This is a genomic window from Croceibacterium soli (genome assembly GCF_009828065.1).
GTDB lineage: Bacteria > Pseudomonadota > Alphaproteobacteria > Sphingomonadales > Sphingomonadaceae > Croceibacterium_B > Croceibacterium_B soli.
On the sequence record NZ_WTYK01000008.1, the window covers coordinates 132,335 to 153,392 of the forward strand.

Annotated in this window: 14 protein-coding genes and 1 other annotated feature (1 of these 15 only partly in view); of the genes, 7 read left to right on the forward strand and 7 right to left on the reverse strand. The window is 66.3% G+C overall.

Annotated elements, in window-relative coordinates; translation table 11 throughout:
• Nucleotides 1–35 (reverse strand) — a sequence feature (sul1 is cis-regulatory element that is thought to sense ions involved in sulfur or methionine metabolism; They are found in Alphaproteobacteria); it reaches 21 nt to the left of the window's first position.
• Nucleotides 36–182: 147 nt separating this feature from the next.
• Together GRI75_RS13060 and GRI75_RS13065 are read left to right on the forward strand one after the other, a co-directional pair.
• Nucleotides 183–1,754: a tannase/feruloyl esterase family alpha/beta hydrolase gene (locus GRI75_RS13060; protein WP_160747426.1), complete on the forward strand. Its 1,572-nt coding sequence runs from the start codon at nucleotides 183–185 to the stop codon at nucleotides 1,752–1,754.
• Complete coding sequence (locus GRI75_RS13065; protein ID WP_235911496.1) at nucleotides 1,751–2,263, forward strand: DUF3237 domain-containing protein; 513 nt, start codon at nucleotides 1,751–1,753, stop codon at nucleotides 2,261–2,263. The genes GRI75_RS13060 and GRI75_RS13065 overlap by 4 nt, the downstream gene beginning before the upstream one ends.
• Nucleotides 2,264–2,322: 59 nt before the next feature.
• On the opposite strand, the gene GRI75_RS13070 is transcribed toward GRI75_RS13065, so the two are convergent.
• The gene (locus GRI75_RS13070; RefSeq protein WP_160747428.1) at nucleotides 2,323–2,835 is read right to left on the reverse strand and encodes a MarR family winged helix-turn-helix transcriptional regulator; all 513 of its coding nucleotides are present in this window, start codon (nucleotides 2,833–2,835) and stop codon (nucleotides 2,323–2,325) included.
• Between the two features lie 98 nt (nucleotides 2,836–2,933).
• On the opposite strand from GRI75_RS13070, the gene GRI75_RS13075 reads away from it, so the two are divergent.
• Nucleotides 2,934–4,133 carry an amidohydrolase family protein gene (locus GRI75_RS13075; protein ID WP_160747429.1) on the forward strand — a complete coding sequence of 400 codons (1,200 nt, stop codon included), beginning with the start codon at nucleotides 2,934–2,936 and terminating at the stop codon, nucleotides 4,131–4,133.
• Between the two features lie 47 nt (nucleotides 4,134–4,180).
• On the opposite strand, the gene GRI75_RS13080 is transcribed toward GRI75_RS13075, so the two are convergent.
• From GRI75_RS13080 to GRI75_RS13090, 3 genes are all read right to left on the reverse strand, one after another.
• Nucleotides 4,181–4,786, reverse strand: a complete 606-nt coding sequence (locus GRI75_RS13080; RefSeq protein WP_160747430.1) for a hypothetical protein — start codon at nucleotides 4,784–4,786, stop codon at nucleotides 4,181–4,183.
• Nucleotides 4,787–4,800: 14 nt separating this feature from the next.
• Nucleotides 4,801–6,933, reverse strand: coding sequence for a PQQ-dependent dehydrogenase, methanol/ethanol family (locus tag GRI75_RS13085; RefSeq protein WP_160747431.1), 2,133 nt, complete (start codon nucleotides 6,931–6,933; stop codon nucleotides 4,801–4,803).
• Nucleotides 6,934–7,006: 73 nt separating this feature from the next.
• Nucleotides 7,007–10,219, reverse strand: a complete 3,213-nt coding sequence (locus GRI75_RS13090) for a TonB-dependent receptor plug domain-containing protein (protein WP_235911497.1) — start codon at nucleotides 10,217–10,219, stop codon at nucleotides 7,007–7,009.
• Nucleotides 10,220–10,460: 241 nt separating this feature from the next.
• Here GRI75_RS13090 and GRI75_RS13095 point away from each other — a divergent pair, with 241 nt between their 5' ends.
• On the forward strand, nucleotides 10,461–10,964 hold the full coding sequence (locus GRI75_RS13095; protein ID WP_160747433.1) for a MarR family winged helix-turn-helix transcriptional regulator: 504 nt from the start codon (nucleotides 10,461–10,463) through the stop codon (nucleotides 10,962–10,964).
• A 21-nt stretch (nucleotides 10,965–10,985) separates the two neighbouring features.
• Here the strand turns inward: GRI75_RS13095 and GRI75_RS13100 are convergent, their stop codons facing one another.
• The gene (locus tag GRI75_RS13100; RefSeq protein WP_160747434.1) at nucleotides 10,986–12,311 is read right to left on the reverse strand and encodes a M20/M25/M40 family metallo-hydrolase; all 1,326 of its coding nucleotides are present in this window, start codon (nucleotides 12,309–12,311) and stop codon (nucleotides 10,986–10,988) included.
• A 172-nt stretch (nucleotides 12,312–12,483) separates the two neighbouring features.
• Between GRI75_RS13100 and GRI75_RS13105 the strand changes: the two genes are divergently transcribed.
• Nucleotides 12,484–14,319, forward strand: coding sequence for a DUF885 domain-containing protein (locus tag GRI75_RS13105; protein WP_160747435.1), 1,836 nt, complete (start codon nucleotides 12,484–12,486; stop codon nucleotides 14,317–14,319).
• A 46-nt stretch (nucleotides 14,320–14,365) separates the two neighbouring features.
• On the opposite strand, the gene GRI75_RS13110 is transcribed toward GRI75_RS13105, so the two are convergent.
• On the reverse strand, nucleotides 14,366–15,313 hold the full coding sequence (locus GRI75_RS13110) for a LysR family transcriptional regulator (RefSeq protein WP_160747436.1): 948 nt from the start codon (nucleotides 15,311–15,313) through the stop codon (nucleotides 14,366–14,368).
• Nucleotides 15,314–15,446: 133 nt separating this feature from the next.
• On the opposite strand from GRI75_RS13110, the gene GRI75_RS13115 reads away from it, so the two are divergent.
• Complete coding sequence (locus GRI75_RS13115) at nucleotides 15,447–18,536, forward strand: TonB-dependent receptor domain-containing protein (RefSeq protein ID WP_160747437.1); 3,090 nt, start codon at nucleotides 15,447–15,449, stop codon at nucleotides 18,534–18,536.
• Nucleotides 18,537–18,624: 88 nt separating this feature from the next.
• On the forward strand, nucleotides 18,625–20,049 hold the full coding sequence (locus tag GRI75_RS13120) for a sulfatase family protein (RefSeq protein WP_328597987.1): 1,425 nt from the start codon (nucleotides 18,625–18,627) through the stop codon (nucleotides 20,047–20,049).
• Nucleotides 20,050–20,065: 16 nt separating this feature from the next.
• Here the strand turns inward: GRI75_RS13120 and GRI75_RS13125 are convergent, their stop codons facing one another.
• Nucleotides 20,066–21,043: a magnesium transporter CorA family protein gene (locus GRI75_RS13125; protein ID WP_160747438.1), complete on the reverse strand. Its 978-nt coding sequence runs from the start codon at nucleotides 21,041–21,043 to the stop codon at nucleotides 20,066–20,068.
• Nucleotides 21,044–21,058 lie beyond the last annotated feature (15 nt).

The following is a 21,058-nucleotide window of genomic DNA, read 5'->3' on the forward strand; positions in this document are numbered from 1 at the left end:
CCGGAATAGCCACCCGGGGTCTCACCGGGTCCATACGAATGCCGCGCCATAGGCAGAGCCCAAGCCGGAAGGCAAGAGGCCGATGGCCGCAACAGGACTCCGGCAGCGGCCCGATGCGCCCCTTGCGCGGGAGCTTCCGCCCACGCACAGTGCCGCAAAATATACGAGGTGAAACAATGAGGATGAGGTTGCCCGGTGCTACCGCTGCCGGCTTACTGCTGACCGCCGCCGCACCACTCACGACCGGTGCGGTGCTCGAACAGGAAGCTGCAGCGGCCCGCTGTGCCGCCTTCGCCTCGGCGACATTCGGCGAGCAGGTCCGGCTGACCGCAACCCGGCACGTACCTGCCGCCGCGAGCCGGCAAGGCCCGAATGCCGCCGCCGTGACCCTGCCATCTCACTGCCTCGTCAGCGGCGTGATCGGTGAGCGCGAGGGAGCCGGTGGGAAGAAGTACGGGATCGGCTTCGAGCTGGCCCTGCCCGACCGCTGGAGCGGCCGCTTCCTGCTGCAGGGCGGCGGAGGCCTGAACGGCAGCGTGCGGCCGCCGACTGGCCCTGTCGCGGCGGGTGACCGCCCGGCGCTGGCCCGCGGGTTCGCTGTCGTCAGCCACGACAGCGGCCACACCGGCGCCGTGTTCGACGACAGCTTCCTGGTGGACCAGCGCGCTGCTCTCGACTTTGCAGAGGCCTCGGTCCGGACGGTCACTCTTCTCGCGAAAGAGATGACCCGGGCCTATTTCGACGCGCCGATCGCCCGCAGCTATATGACGGGCTGCTCGACAGGTGGCCGCGAAGGGATGCTCGCCGCCCAGCGCTACCCCGAGTTGTTCGACGGGATCATCGTCGGTGCCCCGGCCATGCGGACCGGCAACTCCAACCTCGCGATCGAATACGCCAGTGTGCAGTTCAACCAGGCCGCGCCCCGCGATGCCGAAGGGCTGCCGCTCGTCGAGCGGATATTCTCCCCCGCCGACCGCAAGACACTCCTCGGCGGGATGCTCGAGCAGTGCGACGCGCTCGACGGCCTGGCGGACGGCATGATCGCCAACGTTGCCGGCTGCCGTTTCGAGCCGCGGCGGCTGCAGTGCACGGCGGGCAAGGCCGAGAACTGCCTCAGCCCCGCGCAAGTCGGCGCCTTGGAGCGGGCGTTCGCAGGGCCGAAGGACAGCGCCGGCTACCCGCTCTACGCGCCGGTCCCTTACGACACCGGGATCGTGGAAACGGAAGGTCCCATCCCCGGCTACCTGCCGACCGGCAGGCCCGGTGTGTTCGGCCCCGCCAGCCGCGCACTGGAGATCGATCTCGACAGCCGAGCGAACGCCTTGCGCAACACGGCCTGGCAGCGGCTCACCGACACGAACTACTGGACCAACCTGAACACGTTCCTCGGCCGCGGGGGCAAGATCCTGTTCTTCCACGGGGTCAGCGACCCGTGGTTTTCAGCCTTCGACACATGGGATTACTGGCAACGCGCTGCGGAAACCAACGGCGCGGCCTGGGACAATGCCAGCCGCTTCTACATGAACCCGGGAATGCCGCATTGCAGCGGCGGCAACGCGCACGACCAGTTCGACCTGCTGACCCCTCTGGTCGACTGGGTGGAGAAGGCGGAGGCGCCGGGCCCGCCGGTGTCCCGGCGCGCTTCCGATCCGCAGGACCAGCGGCCGCTTTGCGCTTACCCGAGCTACCCGCACTACATCGGCGGAAAGAGGACCGAGGCGACGAGCTTCGAATGCAGGAGATCCGTACAATGACCGTTCCGCCCCACCTCACCCGAATGGGCCCGACCGCGCTGGCGGCCCTCCTGCTTGCGGCGCCGGCCGCGGCCCAGCAGGCTCCGTCGCTGGAGTTCGCGTTCTCCGAGACGGTCGAACTGGGCGAAGGCATCGCCGTGGGCCCCACCACCCGGGGCGAGCGGACGATCATCCCGATCACCGGTGGCACGTTCGAGGGCCCCGGCCTGCGCGGGACGATCATGCCGGGGGGCTGGGACTGGCAACTGGCCCGCCCGGACGGATGCCGCGAGCTGGAGGCCGATTACTTCCTGAAGACCGACGACGGCGCGATCATCAACGTGGTCAACAAGGCCGTGCTCTGTCCCGGTGAAGGCGGGCAGTTTGCCCCCGTCCGTACGCAAGCCGTATTCGAGCCGCCGCTCGGGAAGTACCAGTGGCTCGGGCAGTCGGCGTTCGTAGGCGTGCTCGAACCCGACGCGCAAAGTGCGCCGAGTTCGATCAGGATCAGCTTCTACCGCGTTCGCTGACCCGGTCCGCCCATCTGCCCGTGCGGAAAAAGCGTCGGGCAGGTGCGAACGTCGGGAAGTCAGCCCGGCGGCCCCTCTTCCGCCAGACGCCCGAAGATCCGCCCGACCAGCGCAGTGGTCTCGGCCAGTTCGGCATCGGAAAAGTCGGACAGCAAATCGCTGCGCGCGGGATCGACGCAGCTTTGCAGCGCTTCGATGGCGAGCCACCCGCCGGCAGTCAGTTCGATCAGGCGGGATCGTCCGTCGACGGGATTGTCGGTGCGATCGATCAGGCCCTCCTCTTCGAGCGAGTCGAGAACGCGCGCCAATGCGGGCCATTTCACGTCCATGCGCTGCGCCAGGGCGGTCGCGGTCGTCGGGCCTCCGGCAAAGGCGATCGAGAAAAGCGTCTCCAGCCGCACCCGCGTGTGGCCGGTCTCGCCGGCGACCATCCTTTCCACGGCCTTGGCCCACAGGCGCCCTGTCCGCAGGATCGTCAGGATCGTGCGGAACTCCAGGTCCAGGCGCGAACCGGGCGGGTACAACTTCTCGTAGCCCGGTGCGTCGGTCAGAACGGCTGTTGGGCGAGGCATCGCGAGTGATCCAATTGCCAGAAGGTACGTAAGATTGTAGGCATAACAGATCTTGAGTCGGAAGCACCCTCAAACCGGCTCAAGGACTGGAGTGCCCCATGATCGATACCGCCCTGGTCTCTTGCGACGACCACCTCGACCTCAACATGCTGCCGGAAGACGTCTGGAGCAGCCGCATGGCGGCCCGCTGGGGGGACCGGACACCGCGCGTTGAGCAGAAGGAAGACGGGCCTGCCGTGTGGATGGCGGACGGCGAGAGCTGGGGCTCGTGGGCGGGCAAACGCTCGAGCTTCGCCGGGCCCAAGCCGATTCATACGGCTTACGATCGCGGTGGCGTGGAAGACCTGACGGAACTGCGCGCCGGACGTCCGCAGCTGCGGCTGGCGGATATGGACCGCGACGGGGTGTGGGCGCACGTCGTGTTCGGGCCTGTGACCTCCATCAAGACGCGTGACGAAGCCTTCATGCGCGCCTGCTACGCAGCGTACAACGACTGGCTCTACGAGGATTTCTGCTCTGCTGCGCCCGACCGGCTGGTCGGGGTGGCGATGCTGCCGCCCTACCCCGAAGCTGCCTACGACGAGCTGAAGCGGCTCGCCTTGAAGGGCGGCGTACGCCAGGCCAACTTGCAGATTGCGGTCGCGGAACCGCGGCTCGAAGACAAGCGCTGGGAACCGCTGTTCGATCTGCTCGAACAGTCGGGCATCATCCTGTCGTTCCACGTCACCGTGTTCCCGGGCGTGACCAAGGCATTCGACAAGTACAAGGGCTCGCCGGGCGCGACCTTCCTGCATGCCAAGATGTTCATCGACCAGTTCCTCGATCCGTTCGTGGACCTGTTCGCCTGGGGCATCCTGGAACGGCACCCGAAGCTGAAGATCGTGATCGCCGAATGCGGCGTCGGCTGGGTTCCCTGGGTGATCGAGGAACTGGATTACCGCCATTGGCGGCTTTGGGAATGTGCCGACTTCTGGGCGGACAAGGGCGGCATCCCGCTCAAGAAGAAGCCGTCGGAGCTGTTCCGGGAGCAGGTCTACGGCACCTTCCAGCAGAGCCCGACGGCCATGCGCCTGCTCGAGTTCTGGGGGCCCGAAAACCTCTTGTGGGCCAGCGACTATCCGCACCCGGATTCGGTCTGGCCGAACAGCCGGCAGGCCATCGGCGAGACGATGGGCCACCTTCCCTCCGCCACGGTGCAACAGCTCGTGGGCGGAAACGCGGCCAAGCTCTACGGGCTCGATCTGTCGAAAGCGACCGTCAGGGCCACGCTGCCTATCGGCGAAAAGGCCGCAGCCTAACCCGGCGGGGATGAGGCCGGGTTCTCGAAAGAGCCTGGCGGCGCCGGTCAGCGCAGGCGCTTGATGCGCATCCCCGGCTGGTCATCGAAATCGAGGAAGTAGCTGCCGAGCGAGCCGCGCCGGATGACGACCGCATCGCCGGGCCCGGGAGCGCGGAAGGCCCGGCGGCTCTCGGCAAGGCGCCAGGTCGATCCCTCTTTCATCTCGAACTGCCAGTATCCTGGACCGGTCAGCCGCGCCGTTCCGACCGTGAACGTGAGATCGACGAGCTGCTGCTGCTCGGCCGGAAGCAGCCGCTCCCGCTCGGCCGGGCTGAACCCGAACTCCGCCTTGGCCGAGGTGCCGGCCTCCACCGGTCGTTCCGTGGCTGCCGGCGCCGCGGCTGGCGCCTCGACCCTCGGCGCCGGAGCGGGTGCAGGAGCGGGCGTCGGAGCGGGCGTCGGAACCGCCACGGGTGTTTCGACCTGGCGTCTGGCGATGGCGTCGTAACAGGCCACTCGTGCTGCCATGTCCGCTATGGCGAGGCAGGAAGAAAGCTGGTCTGGCTGGGCGCTCGCCTGCTGCGGCACGACAAGCGCCGCGGCGTTCAGCCCGAGCGCCGCGACCACACCTATGCGTCCATGCCGGGCGCGGGGCCTTTCTCCCGATGCCATGGCAGCCCCACCCCTCATGACCCGGCCTTGGCCTGCTCGCGCGCGTTGCGGCGGGCTGCTTCGGTGAGCACGTAGCCCCGCACGGCCTCGGCCTGTTCCGCGTTGATCCAGGGCTTGAAGCTGATCATGCCCCTGTCGGCCAGGGCACCGTCGATGACCACGGCCTTCCAGGCATCGGCGCTGGTGGCCATCGGTGAGCGCATGAGGTCCGGGTTGACCGGCCCCGTGTGGCAGATCGAGCAGAAGGCGAAGAACTGCGCCTCGCCCTCGGCCAGTTGCGCGGCGGTGAAGCTCTCCTTGCTGCTCACGTAAGGGCGCGGCTTGATCGGGGGCAGCTTCGCCAGCTTGCCCGTGCCGCCAATCTTGAAGGCCAGCAGCAGGCCGTTTGGGGGCGGGCGGCGCATCCAATCGGTCTGCGTGGCCATGCCCATGGAGCCGCCATATCCCGCCAGGACGGCGACGTACTGCTCGCCGTTGGCGCGGAACGTGACCGGGCCGGCCATGATCCCGCGCTGTGCGTCGAAGCTCCACAGTTCCTTGCCGGTATCGGCGGCGCGGGCGCGGAAGATGCCGTAAGGGTCGCCCTGAAAGAGCAGGTTCCCGGCAGTCGCCAGCGTTCCGCCGTTCCACGGCCAGGGCATGTCGATGCTCCAGCGCGCCTTCTGCTTCACCGGATCCCAGGCGATCAGCATGCCCTTGTTCATCGCCGCCAGCGCGGCGCGCCGCTCCAGCGGGGTGGCGCCGGGCACAGTGCCTTCGGGCGGGGCCAGGAAGGTCACGCCGGTGTTCCAGCGGCCGATGTTGCGCTTGTAGTTCACGTCGTCCCCGTAGGAGAGCGGCACGTGCATCGCGGGGATGTAGACCAGGCCCGTCTTTGGCGAATAGCTCATCGGATGCCAGGCGTGCGCCCCGATCCCGGCGGGGTAGACCAGGTAAGGCGCGTCGGCGAAGCGCGCTTCTGGCTTCTCGACCGGCCGCCCGGTGGCGATGTCGATCCGCTCCGCCCAGTTCTGCGGCGCATAGGCTTCGGCGCTGATCAGCTTCCCGTTGCTGCGGTCGATCACGTAGAAGAAGCCGTTCTTCGGCGCCTGCATCGCCACCTTGCGGACCTTCCCATCGATCGTCAGGTCGGCGAGAGTGATTTGCTGCGTGGCGGTGAAGTCCCAGGTCTCGCCCGGGTTCACCTGGTAGTGCCACTTGTAGGCGCCGGTATCGGGGTCGAGCGCCAGGATGGAGCTGAGGAACAGGTTGTCGCCCTTGCCGGCGGAGCGGGCGCGGTGGTTCCACGGGCTGCCGTTGCCGACGCCGATCAGCAGCTGGTCGAACTCGGGATCGTAGACGATCGAGTCCCACACGGTGCCGCCACCGCCCATCTCCCAATACTTGCCGTTCCAGGTCCGCTGCGCGAACTTCGCGAACGCCTCGTCCGAAGCCGCGCCGTCGGGGCCGTCGGCCGGGTTGCCGGGCACGGTGTAGAACCGCCAGGCGAGCTTGCCGGTGTCCGCGTCGTAGGCGCTGACATAGCCGCGCACGCCCATTTCGGCGCCGCTGTTGCCGATGATGACTTTGCCGCGCACCACGCGCGGCGCACCGGTGATGGTGTAAGGCTTGCTCTGATCGACGGTCACGACGTCCCACAGCTCTTCGCCCGTCCTGGCGTCGAGCGCGACGAGACGGCCGTCGATCACGCCGGCGAAGACTTTGCCTTCCCATACGGCGACGCCGCGGTTGACCACGTCGCAGCAGGCGGCAGCCGCTTGTTCCGCGTCGGGCTCGGGATCGTACTGCCACAGCACTTTACCGGTCGCGGCCTCGACCGCCATGATCTTCGACCAGGCGGTCGACAGATACATCACGCCGTCGACCACGATCGGCGTCGCTTCCTGCCCGCGCGAAGTGTCGAACTCGACCGCCCAGGCAAGGCTGAGCTGGCCGACGTTGCCGTCGTTGATATCGGTGAGCGGGCTGAAACGCTGCTCGGCATAAGTCCGGCCGTGGCTCAGCCAGTTGTCCGGGTCCTCCTCCGCGGCAAGCAGCCGCTCCTCGGTGACGTTGCCGGCCTGCGGCGGTGCATTGGCACAGCCCGCGACAAGCAGTGCCAGAACGAAGGCGCCGGGCACCTTGAGGCAAAACGATTTGGCGGTCACCGCTCAACTCTCCCGTGAGATCATCGAAATAAAGGGGGCTCCCCGCTCGAAAAAGGGAGCCCCAGTGGGAGTATCAGAAATCGACTTTGGCGCCGATGTAGAACCTGCGCCCGTTCAGGTCGAAGAAGTAGGCGTTGAACGGGTTGGCACCGATGCCGTTGGCCAGGCCGGTGGCAGTCGCGTTGTACTCCACCAGCGGCGGAGCCTTGTCGAACAGGTTGTCAACGCCGGCAGTGACGGTGAAGTTCTCGGCAACGGCGAAGGAACCGTTCAGGTTGAACAGGTCGTATGCCGGCGAGCCGACGAACGGTGTGTTCGGGTTGAGCGGATAGGAAATGGACTTCGCCGAAGGCAGGTGCTGCCACTGGAGAGAGACCTCAGCCGGGCCGACCGAGTAGCCGAACGTGTTCAGCATCTTCCAGCGGAAGGCGCCCGGGTTGAGCCCGTTCTCCGCCACACCGGCGCTGCCGACCGGGCCGAGGGTGCCGGCGTACTCGACCAGCGGACGAGTCGGCAGGCCCGACGATTTCAGCGTGATGAGGTAGTTCACCACCGAATTCAGGCTGAACGTGCCCGGTCCGATATCCGCCGCCCAGTCGAGCTGGAAGTCGACGCCCTGGGTCCTGAACCGGCCGCTGTTCAGGTAGGTGACCTGGACGTTGCCGAGCGCGCCGTCGCCGGCCACGCGCCCGATCGCCTGGCAGAAGGGCGATGCGGCCGCCGTAGCGGGGCTGGTCGTGATCGCCGGATTGTAGAACGGATCGAAGCACTGCAGCTGCGCAGTATCGAGCGTCTGCGGGCCGATCGCATCGTCGACCTTGATGTTGTAGTAGTCGACCGACAGCCGCAGCCGGTTCAGCCAGGGGCTGTCGAACGGCGAATTCGCCACCGCGCCGATCGTCCAGGTCTTGGCCTGTTCCGGCTTCACGTTCGGGTTGCCGACGAGCGTGGGGAAGGCGAAGGCAGGGCCCTGGGCGGCGAAGAACTGCGGATCCGAATAGAACACGTTCGAAGTGCCGGCGATTTGCCGGTTCATCAGGATCTCGCATACCGCGCGCACGTTGGCCGCGTTCGGGTTCGTCGCCGGATTGGCCGAATAGGGCAGAGTGTTGGAGGTGCGGCAAACGTCGCCGCCGCCCGCCGCGGTGAAGTTCTGCTGCGGAGCAAGGAACAGCTCGGCGATGTTGGGAGCGCGAACCGCCTTGTTGTAGCCGCCTCTGATGCGCAGCCAGTCGGTCACTTCCCAGTCGGCCATGGCCTTCCAGGTGAAGCTGCTCCCGGTGGTGTTGTAGTCCGAGGTGCGCGCGCCGACGTTCAGCTCCAGGCTTTCGACGAAGGGCAGGTCGCGCAGGACCGGGATCAGCAATTCGCCGTAAGCTTCCTTGACCGTGATCACGCCGCGCGAGTTGCCGCTGGGATAGATGCCGATGGTCTGATCAAGGAACGAGCGGCCCTGAGAAGTAAGGGTGTCGTTCAAGTACTCGTAGTCGTTCTTCCGGTAGCTCGCACCGGCGGCGAACCGCAGGTCGCCCGCCGGCAGATCGAACAGCCCGCCTTGCAGGTTCGCCTCATAGACGGTCTGCTGCATGATCGAACGGTTCTTCAGATCAGCCGATATCGCTTCCAGGCAGTCTTGCGAAACGTTGCCCTTGTTGAACGGGTCGAAGCCGCTGGTGCAGGTTGCGGTCGCCGCGCCGAAGCCGCCGAACAGCGGGTTGCCCTGGGCCCGGAACCCGGCGCCCCAGTTGGGCGCCGAAACCACCGCGCGGAACCGCTCGAGGGAGGCGGTGCCGGTGATGAGCGAGTCCGTCTGTGACTCGCCCTGGGAGGCGTAGACCTCCCAGCTCCAGTCGGTTCCGGGGATCTCGCCCTCGAGACCGGCGACGATGTTGTAGGTCGAAACATCGGTCCGCGCCTGGCGGTTGTTCTGGTTGAGGTAGTAGGTGAGCTGCCAGTCACAGCTGGCACCGGAACCGGGCGCTCCGGGGACGGCATTGGGATCGCAGTTCAGCGTGTTTACGAAGAACGAGTTCCGGTATGTCGCTTGATCCATTCCCGCGGGGATCACGCGGCTGTTCAGCAGGCTGCGCAGCTCTGCCGGCACTGGGCTGGCCGCGGGAACCAGTGCGGACCAGCCATTGACCGATGGAGACGGCTGCTGGACCGTGGTGGTCCGGACCCGCGTGAAGTCGGCCCGGGTAAAGACGCCGATGGAATCGTTGATCTCGTAATTGCCGCGCAGATAGATGTTGTAGCGCTTCAGCGGCAGAACCACGAAGTCATCGAGGAAGTTCTGCTTCAGCGCTCCGTCCGCGGTCTTGGCCCACTTCTCGCCGCTCAGGTCGCCCTTGAAGCGGTATGCGCCGCCTGGCACGCTCTGGAAGAAGCCGGTGAAGGCCGTTCCGTCCTCGTTGAAGTAGATGCGGCTGCCGGCGGGCACGGCGCCAGGCGTGAAGATCGCGTTGACGGCGTCCTGGGTCGGGTTGACCCCGCCGTAGGGCTGGAAGGCCGAGAAGTCCGGGAAGAACTCGGTGCCGGCGAACCGCGGGTCCCGCAGCGCTTCGCGGAACCACGGCCGGTCGATGCGCTTCGCGCTCTCGCGCTTGTTCAGGCCGACGCCGATGGTCACGTTGCCGCGGTCGTCGGCGAAGTTCGTGCCGAGCAGCCCGTTGACGTTGTATTCGAAACCGTCCCCCCGCTGGGAGATGCCGGCACGGCCGTCCAGCTGCAGGCCCTCGAAGTCGCGCTTGAGGATGAAGTTGACCACGCCGCCGACGGCGTCGGCGCCGTAAGTGGCGGAGGCGCCGCCGGTGATGATCTCGACCCGCTCTACCGCGGCGACCGGGATCGTGTTGATGTCGACGACGCCCAGCGCGTTGGCGGGCGTGGCCCGGCGCCCGTCGATCAGGACGAGGTTGCGGTTGGTGCCCAGGTTGCGCAGCGAAAGCGTTGCCGCGCCCGGCGTGCTGGTGGCGGTGGCCTGGATGTCCCCGCCCAGCGAAGGCGTCTGAACGGGCGTGAAGGCCGGCAGCTTGTTCAGCGCCGTTTCGATAGCCGCCGTCGACTGGTTTTCGAGCAGTTCTTCGTTCGCCGTGACGATCGGGCTGTTGGCTTCGTAGTCGCGGCGCTGAATGCGCGAGCCCGTGACCACGATCGATTCACCCGGTTCGACCGCAGCTTCCGCAGCCACCTCGGCATCCTGGGCATAAGCAGTCCCGGCGAACGAGGCGGCCCAAGCCGCGCTCGAACATACGAGGGCCGCGCGAATGATTTCGATTCTCGACATGATGGACATCCTCTCCCCTGGCACGCGGCTTCTTCATGGAACCGTCGCACGGAAGCGCACTCGACCTGTTCAGGCCCGGGCGCGCTTCGACTCACAAACTACCTACCTTGGTATGCTTTTCAACGGGAAATTTCGGGGTATGAGTGGCTTCGCGGACGCTCGTAAGGGGTGCCGCACTGATGACCCGCGCATGGCAAATCGATAATATCAGCCAAAATAATGCCGCGAGGGGGGAGAGACGATGAATTCAGGCGAGAACTACGATCACGATGACTGGAGTACCCGGTACAACGAATTCTACCCTGCGGGCTCCCGTTTAGATAACGAATTCAGAACTTCGCTTATGCTCGTCAGGTCGGGAAAGAGCTGGACGCAACGGGTGGAAAGCAGGATCCTCAACGAAACGGGGCAGACCAGGGCGCGTTGGCAGGTTCTCTTCGCGATAGGCTTTGCCGAACAACCCGTGATCATGAGCGAACTCTGCAAGCGCGTTCATGTCCAGTGGCCAACGATGGTCCGCCTGATCGAGGCAATGGAACGGGACGGCCTGATCAGGCGCGAAGACCACCCGGACGACAAACGCTCGCGCTACATCTATCTCACCGCCGCCGGAGAGGATGTAATCGCTCGCGTTCAACCCGTGCTGGATAACGAACGATCGGCAGTATTCGGGGCACTGAGCGACGCCGAACTGAAGACCGCTCAGGCAATACTGGAAAAGATCTACAGGGCGTCCACGACCTGACCGGCAGGCCGGCGGCGCCGATCAGCGCGCTTGCAGCGGGCGATAGGCTCCGCCCGGCACCGCGCTCGCGATCGGGCTTTCCGCGCCGCCTGCGCCGACTGCGCTGACGCCGAACAGCCAGTCGTCGCCGCGCACGCCGGCCAGCTTCAGGCTGGTCTTCTCGGTCTGCGTGAGCGGCTCGGACGGCCACTGCGGCTGGTCGGTGCGTCGCATCCACACCCGGTAGTGTTCGGCCCCGGCGACGGGCTCCCACGCAAGATCGGTGTGGGTCTGCACCGCGGCTTGCGCGGTCGGCGCCGGCGGCATCGGCGCGGCGGCAAGCGCGTGCAGCCCGCGCACGTTCAGCCGGGTTACGTTGGCCAGGTAGGCGAAATCCATCTCGTCCGCCGTGTCGCCGAAGCGAACGCCGTCCTCGACCCGCAGGTCCTGGTGCTGGTGATCGTAATCCTCCACGGCGACGCTGAAGCGCACCGCGGGATAGCCAGTGTCCAGGAACGGGATCTGGTCGCCCCCTCGGCCCATGCGATCGGTCCGCCAGATCTGCCGCACGTCGAGCTCCGCACCGCCTTCGGCCAGGCGGTCGATCCAGCGCGACAGGTTGCGGCTGGGGCTGTCGTTCTCGCCGCCGTTGCGGCGCATGGCGGCGCGCGCGGTATCGTCGGCATCGGCCCGCGGCCCTTCGGAGAACACCCGCACGTGCGCGGCGTCGCAATGCCCGTCGGAGCCGCAGGATCCGCCGACAATGTCGTTGTTGAACACCGCCTTCACCGTCCAGCCTTGCTGCTTGGCATAGTCCGCCAGCAGGCGGCCGCCGTACAGCCCCTGCTCCTCGCCGGAGAGGAGCGCGTAGACGATCGTCGTGGGGTAGGTCTTGCGGCTCAGGACCCGGGCCGCTTCGAGCACCAGCGCGCTGCCGGAGGCATTGTCGTTGGCGCCGGGCGCGTCGCTTCGGGCATCCATCACATCGGTCACCCGGCTGTCGATGTGACCCTGGACGATGACCACTTCGTTCGGCCGCTCCGAACCCCGCTGGATCGCCACGACGTTGCGCAGGCGCACAGGCTGCGGGATGCGTTCACCCGAAATTGTCGTCTCCGGCAGCACGACTTCCAGGCAGTCGCCGCAGGCTTTGCCGGTCTCGCGGAACTGCCGCTCACCCCATTGCAAGGCGGCGCCGATGCCCCTCTTCGGGTTGTCCTGTTCCGACAGCGTGTGGCGCGTCCCGAACGATACCATGGCATCGACATCGCTGCGCAAGCGCTGCTGCGATACGTCTGCGGCGGGATCGCCCTGGGCGGCGGCAGGAGCGGCGGCGGCAAGAGCCGCGATCAGCAGGATTTTTCGCATGGCCGCACTGTCTCCGCAAAGCGCGGCCGGCGCAAGTGCTTGCTTGGGAAGCATCATTCGGCTGCGCGCCATGCGCGGGGCGGAAGGACGCGACCCTTGTTCTTTGCTCGCGGCGGGCTAGGTTCCGCGACACGTGGGCCGCCGCCCGGCCGCTGCTTCGAAGGGATTGTTCATGCGCCTCTCACTCGCCCTCGCCCTCGCGGCTGCACCTCCGGCGGTCCTCCTGGCCCCGCTTCCCGCGGCAGCGCAGGAACAGCCCGCAGCCACCGAAAGCGAGCGCCTGCACCAGTGGTTCGAGAAGAAATTCGAGGAACAGCTGCAGTTCGACCCGCTCTGGCTCACGTCGCTCGGGCGCCGCGACCGCTACGGCGATCTCGGCGAGTACTCGATCGAGGCGGCCGACTGGCAACTCGCCTGGCACAAAGCCACGGTTGAGGAGATGGAGCGCGAGTTCGATTACGACAAGCTCGGCCCGCAGGACCGCATGTCCTACGACCTCTGGAAGTACGAGTACGAGAGCGCGGCCCGTACGGCCAAGTGGCGCGGCAACGCCTACATCTTCACCCAGATGCAGGGCGTGCACTCGTCGCTCCCCTCGCAGCTGATCTCCATGCACCGGGTCGAGACGCCGGCGGACTTGGAAGCCTACATCTCGCGGATCAGCCAGTTCGAGCGGGCGCTCGGCCAGTTGACCGAACGGGCGCAGGACAATGCCGCGCGCGGCGTGCGCCCGCCCTACTTCGCGTACGATTTCGTGATCGCCGAAGCGAAGAAGCTGATCGACGGCGCTCCGTTCACCGGCGGATCGGACACGGCCCTGTGGGGCGACGGCAAGGCGAAGATCGCCGCGCTGCTGGAAGCCGGCAAGATCGACGCCGCCGCGGCCGAGGACATGCGCCGCCGGCTGGAGAAGGCGCTGCGGGATAGCTATCGTCCCGGATACGAACGCCTGATCGCGTTCATGGAAGCCGACAAGCCGAACGCGCCCAAGGTGGCCACCGGGGTCCACACCCTGCCCGATGGCGCAGCCTACTACGCCGATTGCCTGCGCGAGAGCACGACCACCGACCTGACGGCGGACCAGATCCACCAGCTCGGCCTCGACGAGGTGAGCCGGATCCACACCGAAATGAACGCGATCAAGCAGCGCGTCGGGTTCGAAGGCGACCTAGACGCCTTCTTCGAACACGTGCGCACGGCCGAGTGGAACTACTTCCCCGAAGGCGACGAGGGCGCAGCGGCCTACATCGCCGCCGCGAAGGCCGCGATCGACAACATCGAGCGCGAACTGCCCAACTACTTCGGCCTGCTGCCCAAGGCCGACCTCGAGGTCCGGCGGGTGGAGCCTTTCCGCGAGCAGGACGGCGGCGCGCAGCATTACCGCTCCGGCACCCCCGACGGCTCCCGCCCCGGCATCTACTACGCCCACTTGTCGGACATGAGCGCGAACCCGAAGAACATGCTGGAGGTGATCGCCTACCACGAAGGCCTGCCCGGCCATCACATGCAGATCTCGATCGCGCAGGAACTGACCGGCGTGCCCACCTTCCGCACGCAATACGGCTACGGCGCCTATGCCGAAGGCTGGGGCCTCTACGCGGAAAAGCTCGCGAAGGAGATGCCGAACACCTACACCGATCCTTATTCGGACTTCGGCCGCCTCAGCTCCGAACTGTGGCGCGCGATCCGGCTCGTGGTGGACACCGGCGTCCATGCGAAGGGTTGGAACGAGGACCAGGCAATCCAGTACTTCAGCGAAAACTCACCGATGCCGCTGGAGACGATCCGCAGCGAGGTGCGGCGCTACATCGTCTGGCCCGGCCAGGCGACGAGCTACAAAGTCGGGATGATCCGCATCCAGCAGCTCCGCGCGGAAGCCGAATCCGCGCTCGGCGACAGGTTCGACATTCGTGCCTTCCACGATGTGGTGCTCGGCGGCGGCTCGCTCCCGCTGTCGCTGCTGGAGCGCCGGGTGCGAGACTGGATAGCGCAGCAAAAGGCGGCCTGAGGCGAGCGAAGACATGCTGACGAGCGCCGCGCGCAGGGAGTAATCGTCAAGCGTAGGTGCTGTCGAAGATGGCCAGCGTCGGATAATCCGGGTCGGCGAGCAGCGAGGTCAGGAGGAACTCCTCCACCCGGTCCACCTTATCGTCCTTCCCGCTGTGGCGGCGGTAGAAGCTCAGGCGCCAGTTGTTGAGCGGGTACAAGAGGATCACCGCTTCACGTAAGCTCGGTGGGAGAACGACTTCGGCAAAGCTCGCGACGCCGAGCCCCTGCCCCAGCATGCTGGCGATCACGTCGAAGTACGGCGTGTGGCTGATGATCTTGCGCGGCGTGATCCCCACCCTTCGCAGGGCCAGGTATACTTCACGCTCCTGCTCGCTTCCTTCACGCGGCAGGATGAAGGGAAGATCGCTTACATAGTCGGTCTGCAGCGGAAGCTTGCGGGCCTCGGCGAACTTGCGATGCCCGTAGATCCCGCCGCTGAGCAGCGCGATCTTCCGAAAGATCGGGTTCAGCGGATAATCGTCGCGCAAGTGCACCAGGGCGAAATCGAAGCCTGCCTTCTCGACATCGGCGCCGGTCTTGTTGCTCGGCGGCTGTGTGTCGAACTCCAGGACGATGCCGGGGTTTTCGATGAGGAAGCGGTCGAGCTTGGGCCGCACGAACCGGTCCATGATCGTTTCGCCGATGCGGATGCGGAAATAGGCCCTCTCGTCGGCCCGGTCGCCGAGCTTGCGGTGCGCCGCCAGCGCTCGAGCCGCGGCGTCGAACGCGTCGAGATCCTGCAGGAACGCCAGGCCTTCGGCCGTCAGCATCGGCCGCTTGCCCGACACCCGGTGGAACAGCCGGACGCCGAGCTGTTCCTCCAGCGTCTTCACCTGATTGCTGACCGACGCCTGCGAAATCCGCAGCCTGTCGGCCGTCAGCCGGAAGCTGTGGGTCGCGCAGAGCGCGGAGAAAACCTCCAGCTGCCGCAAGGTGAAGGGAAGTGGCTGCATCGAATACCTCCAGCGGCAACCCATAACCCAGGGTAAACCTTTCGTCATCACTTTGCGGTGCGTTGCTTGTCCGCGCGGCAAGGCCGACTTCTCCCGCCATTGCGAAAACGCAGACGATCCAGGGAGAGACGACGTGAGCAAGGCGAGTACCCGCAGCGCGTTCCGCGCATTCGGTCTTTCGTGCAGCGCCAGCATACTGGCGCTGGCAGCACCGGCCGTGGCGCAAGAAGAAGCGACTCAACCCGATCCGGCTCCGGACGCCACAGCGGCGAGCGAGCCCGCGTCGAGCGAGGCGCCGGCCATCGTGGTCACCGGATCGCGGTTGCGGACGGACGGTACGCAAGCGCCGATTCCGGTGACCGTGGTGGGGGCCGAGGCGCTGGACGCGATGGGCACCAGCGGCCTGGTCGAAGCGGTGAGCACGCTGCCGCAGTTCCTCGGCAACCAGTCCGTTTCGGCAGTGCAGGTCTCCGGCGTCGGAGGGACCGGCTGGTTCGCCCGCGGAGGCTACGGCAATCTCAACTTGCGCGGCCTGGGGATCAACCGCACGCTGACTTTGCTCAACGGGCACCGGGTCGTCTCGTCCAGCCCCTTCGGCGGGGTCGACATCAACACATTTCCCGAGGAAGCGATCAGCAGCGTCGAGACGGTCACCGGCGGCGCATCGGCGGCCTACGGCTCCGACGCGGTGGCAGGGGTGGTCAACTTCATGCTCGACCGCAACTTCACCGGCCTGCGCGCCTCCGCACAGGCGGGCATCACCGAGCGCGGCGACAACGAAACCTACCAGTTCTCCGCGGTCTACGGCACCAAGATCGGCGACCGGGGTCACATCATCGTGTCCGGCGAGTTCGCCAAGCAGGACGGCGTGCACGACTACGCCGATCGCGACTGGCACCGCGCCTGGGGCACCGTGAACGGGCAAGCCTATCCCGATGTCATCTCCGCCAACTCCTCGTGGGACGGCGTGATCTTCGCCCCCGGCACACCGCTGCAGGGCATGGAATTCCTTCCCGACGGCAGCGGCGTGGCGCCTTTCGTGCGCAGCGGCGTTTCCATGGGCCTGACCGGCACGCCGCCGGCTCGCCACTCGGTGACCGACGGCGGCAGCGGAGACCCTCTCGGCACCGATCCCTTCACGCTCTTCCCCGATGCGGAGCGCAACAGCGTCTACGTCTACGGCGACTACGAGCTGACGCCCAGCTTGCTCGTCTATGCGCAATACATGCGCGGGCAGAACAAGACGTTCCGCTACAACGACCCGACCGGCTCGCTCAACGGCACTCCGACCGCGGCCACCATCTTCGCCGACAACGCCTTCCTGCCGCAGAGCGTGCGCAACACGATGCAGGCGAACAACATCGAGTCGTTCGTGCTCCGCCGCATGGGCAGCATGGAAGATCTCGCTCCTTACGCATACTTGCGCGACGACAGCGTGATGAACAGCTTCGCCGGGGGCCTGACCTGGGACATCCAGTCCAGCGGCTTCATGGAAGGCTGGCAGGCGGATCTCTACTACCAGTACGGCGAGAACACGCGGAAGGGCTACCAGAACGGCCTGAGGGTCGACCGGATCTTCGCCGCGCTCGATGCCGTCGATGAGGGACAGGCGACCACCGGCACGCCGAACGGCAACATCGTTTGCCGGGCCACGCTGTTCAGCAACGCCTTCGCCGGTTGCGAGCCGATCAACCTGTTCGGCCGCGGCAACGCCAGCGCGGAGGCGATCGACTACGTCACCGGCTACGAGCCCGGCACCACCATCACGACCCCGATCTTCTATGCCGATACCGGCTTCGAGCGCGGCGACACTTTCACCTTCACCACCGGCACGGAGAAAGTGAACCGCACGAAGATCAGCCAGCACGTCGCCGAATTCGATCTCAACGGCGACCTGCTGGAAGGCTGGGCCGGCCCGATCGTCGCGGCTTTCGGCGGTTCGTTCCGCCGCGAGAGCATCCTGCAGCTGGTTGAGGACGAAACCAATCCATCGTCCGACCATCTCAACGGCCATCCGGTCGCCTGCAACGGCGAGATCCCCGGCCTGCGCGGCGTCAGCCGGGCCGACTGTCTCAACACTGTGGGCCTGCAGTACTCCAAGGTCTCGAACATCATCGGCGCGATCGATGTCTACGAGGCGTTCGCGGAAACGCTCGTCCCGCTCGTCAACGATGCGGGACCGATCGACTCGGCCAACCTGCACCTCGCGGGCCGCTGGGCGAACTACACCGGTTCGGGAACGGTCTGGGCCTACAAGGCCGGCCTCGACGTCGACATGTTCGACTTCCTCAAGCTGCGCGGTACCTATTCGCGCGACGTTCGTGCCGCGAACCTCTCTGAACGTTTCGACAAGACGGGCGGCGCCGCGGTGGTGGACGATCCGCGCACACCGCAGCAGGAGGCGATCAACGTCACCATCTTCTCGGGCGGCAACCCTGAGGTCGATCCGGAGAAGGCCGATACCTGGACCGTCGGCGCCGTCATGCGCCCCGCCCTGCTCCCAGGCTTCTCGCTGTCGCTGGATTACTACGACATCAAGGTGAAGGGCGCGATCGGCCAGCTCGGCTCCCAGGCAGTGCTCAACGGCTGCCTGATCGATGCGGTGCCCGAGCTGTGCGAGCTGGTCACCCTGGTCAACGACACGCCCGTGCTGATCGGCGACATCTTCATCAACGTGAACGAGAACCGCGTGCGCGGGCTCGACCTCGAAGCCAACTACTCGGCGCCGCTGACCCTCTTCGGGGGCGACGAGGACATCTCTGCCCGGCTGTTCGGCAGCTGGCTGTTCGAGAACTCCGAAACGCTGAGCAACGGGACGTATGTCGACCGGGCTGGCCAGACCGGTATCCAGCAGTCCAACGGCATCCCTTACGGCCTGCCGGACTTCCGCGGCACGGGCATCCTGACGTATTCCAACGGCGGATTCTCCACCTTCCTCCAGGGCCGCTACATCGCTGCCGGGACGCAGGAGAACGCGCTCGGCGATGTCCCGCTCAACGAAGTGGACAGCGCCTTCTATCTCGACTTGCGGCTTACCTACGGGTTCGAACTCGGCTCCGGCGCAGAGATCGAAACCTTCGCGGCGGTGACCAACCTGACCGATCAGGATCCGCCGGTGACGCCATACTACAGCGTGTTCGGCGCGCGATCGATCCAGACCAACAGCGTGCTGTTTGATTCCCTGGGCCGGCGCTTCACCGTCGGTGTAAAGCTGAAGATGTAAGCTCGTCCGCAAGGCCGATGCGAACCCGCTCCGGCAGTGCGGCCGGCGCGAAAAAGGACCTGCCGCACTGGGCAGCTGGAGATACGATGTGACGTTAGACTTGGAACAGAAGCTTCTCCTTTCCCGCCGCCAGGCGATCGGCGGCGCGCTCGGCACGGCCGCGCTGGCGGCGGCAGCCCCGGGGTTCGCCCATACGCCCGGCCGCAAGCCCAACTTCCTGTTCATCATGGCGGACGACCTGGGCTACGCGGACCTTTCGTGCTTCGGGCGGCGCGATTACGAAACCCCGGTGCTCGACCGGCTGGCGGCGCAAGGCACCCGGTTCACGCACGCTTACGCCAACAGCCCGGTCTGCAGCCCGACGCGGGTCGGCCTGATCACCGGGCGCTACCAATATCGCCTGCCGGTCGGCCTGGTGGAGCCGCTGTCCAACAACCCCGGGGTCGGGATGCCGGCCGATCACCCGACGATGCCCTCGCTGCTCCGCTCGCTCGGCTATCACACCACGCTGATCGGCAAGTGGCACCTCGGCGAGTTGCCGAACCACGGGCCGCTCAAGAGCGGCTACGACGAGTTCTGGGGCATCCGGCAAGGCGGCGTCGATTACTTCACCCACAAGATCTACGGCGAGGAGGACTTGTGGGACGGCGACACGCTGATCGAAGAAACCGGCTACCTCACCGAGCTCCTGGCCAACAAAGCCGTGGAGACGCTGGAGGAGCGAAGCCGCGACAAGCGGCCGTGGCTGATGAGCTTCCACCTCACCGCGCCGCACTGGCCGTGGGAAGGCCCGAACGACCGCGACACCGCGCAGCGGCTGGAGGCAAAGGGCGACGGCCTCGCCATCCTCGACTACGACGGCGGCACCCTGGCCACTTATGCGGAGATGGTCACCTACATGGATGCGCAGATCGGCCGCATCCTGGAGAAGCTGACCGAGCTCGGCATGGACCAGGACACGGTGGTCGTCTTCACCAGCGACAATGGCGGCGAACGCTTCTCCGACACCTGGCCGTTCACGGGCAAGAAGACCGAGCTGCTCGAAGGCGGAATCCGCGTGCCGACGATCGTGCGCTGGCCCGGGCTGTCGATGCCCGGCACGGTCAGCGAGACGCCGGTGATGTCGATGGACTGGATGCCGACTTTCCTCGCCGCGGCCGGCGGCGCGCCGCACCCGAAGTTCCCCAGCGACGGGGTCGACATCAGGGCCGCCGTGGCGGGGCGCAGCGTGGCGGAGCGGCCGCTATTCTGGAAATACAAGAACCAGGGCCAGCAGGCGATGCGGCTGGGGAAGTGGAAGTACCTGCAGATCGCCGGCAACAGCTTCCTGTTCGATGTCGTCGCCGATCCCCTCGAACGCGGCAACCTGAAGGATCGCGAGCCGCAGATATTCGCCCAGCTCAGCGAGGCATGGCAACGCTGGAACGCCACGATGCTCGCCTATCCGGCAGACAGCAATTCCGCCGGAGCCTCGGGCAGGTTCACCGCCGATCGCTACGGCGTCGGCACCTGACGCGGCCCCTGGTGGGTTACAACCAGCCCTTCTTCTTGAACCACAAGTACGGGAGCGTCGCGGAAACGATCATCAGGCCGATCGACATCGGGTAGCCGAATGCCCAATCGAGTTCCGGCATGTGCTCGAAGTTCATGCCGTAGACCGTGCCGACCAGGGTCGGCGGCAGGAAGATCACGGCGGCGACCGAGAAGATCTTGATGATCGCGTTCTGCTGGATGTTGATCAGGCCGAGCGCCGCATCGAGCAGGAACGTGACATTCCCGCTCATGAAGGCCGCCTGGTCCGACAGCGAGGCGATGTCCCGCGAAACGGTCTTCAGATGGGGCACTTCGGCCGGCTCGTACTCGGGCAGGGAAAAGGCCAGGAAGCTCGCCAGGCGCGCCAGGCTGGAGAGGCTTTCCCTCACTTTCGAGAGCATCTGCTGCGAACTGCCGATCTCCAGCAGGATGTCCTCCAGCCCCTCGTTGGTCATCCGCTTGCGTTTGCCGCCTGCGGGCCGGTCGAAGACTTTGCCGGACACGGAATCCATGCTCCGCGCGACCTCCTCCAGTATATCCGCCGTACGCTCCACCACCGCGTCGAGCAGGAACACCAGCGCGGAGGCGGGCGTGCCGCACAAGTCGGGTTGCCGCTCCAGGTGGGCGATGAAAGCGCGGAACGGCAGCGGATCGTCGTAGCGAACCGTGATCAGGCGCTCCTTCGTAAGCACGAAGCTGATCGGGCTCGCCTGCGGTTTGCGCGCGCTGACCCCGGCCATGACGTTGGCCGTCAGGTGCAGGGCGCCGTTCTCGCGGTACAGCCGGCTCGACGGCTCGATCTCGATCAGGTCTTCCCGGGTGGGGACGGAGACCGCCAGGTTCTTCTCGACGAACTCCTCTTCCTGCCGCGATGGGGTGAGAAGGTCGAACCAGACCACTTGCCCCAGGTCGTAACCGGCCGCGGTGACGTCGACATGGACTTGTTCGGATCGCGGTGAAAACGCCCTCAGCATATGCACTCCCGTGGC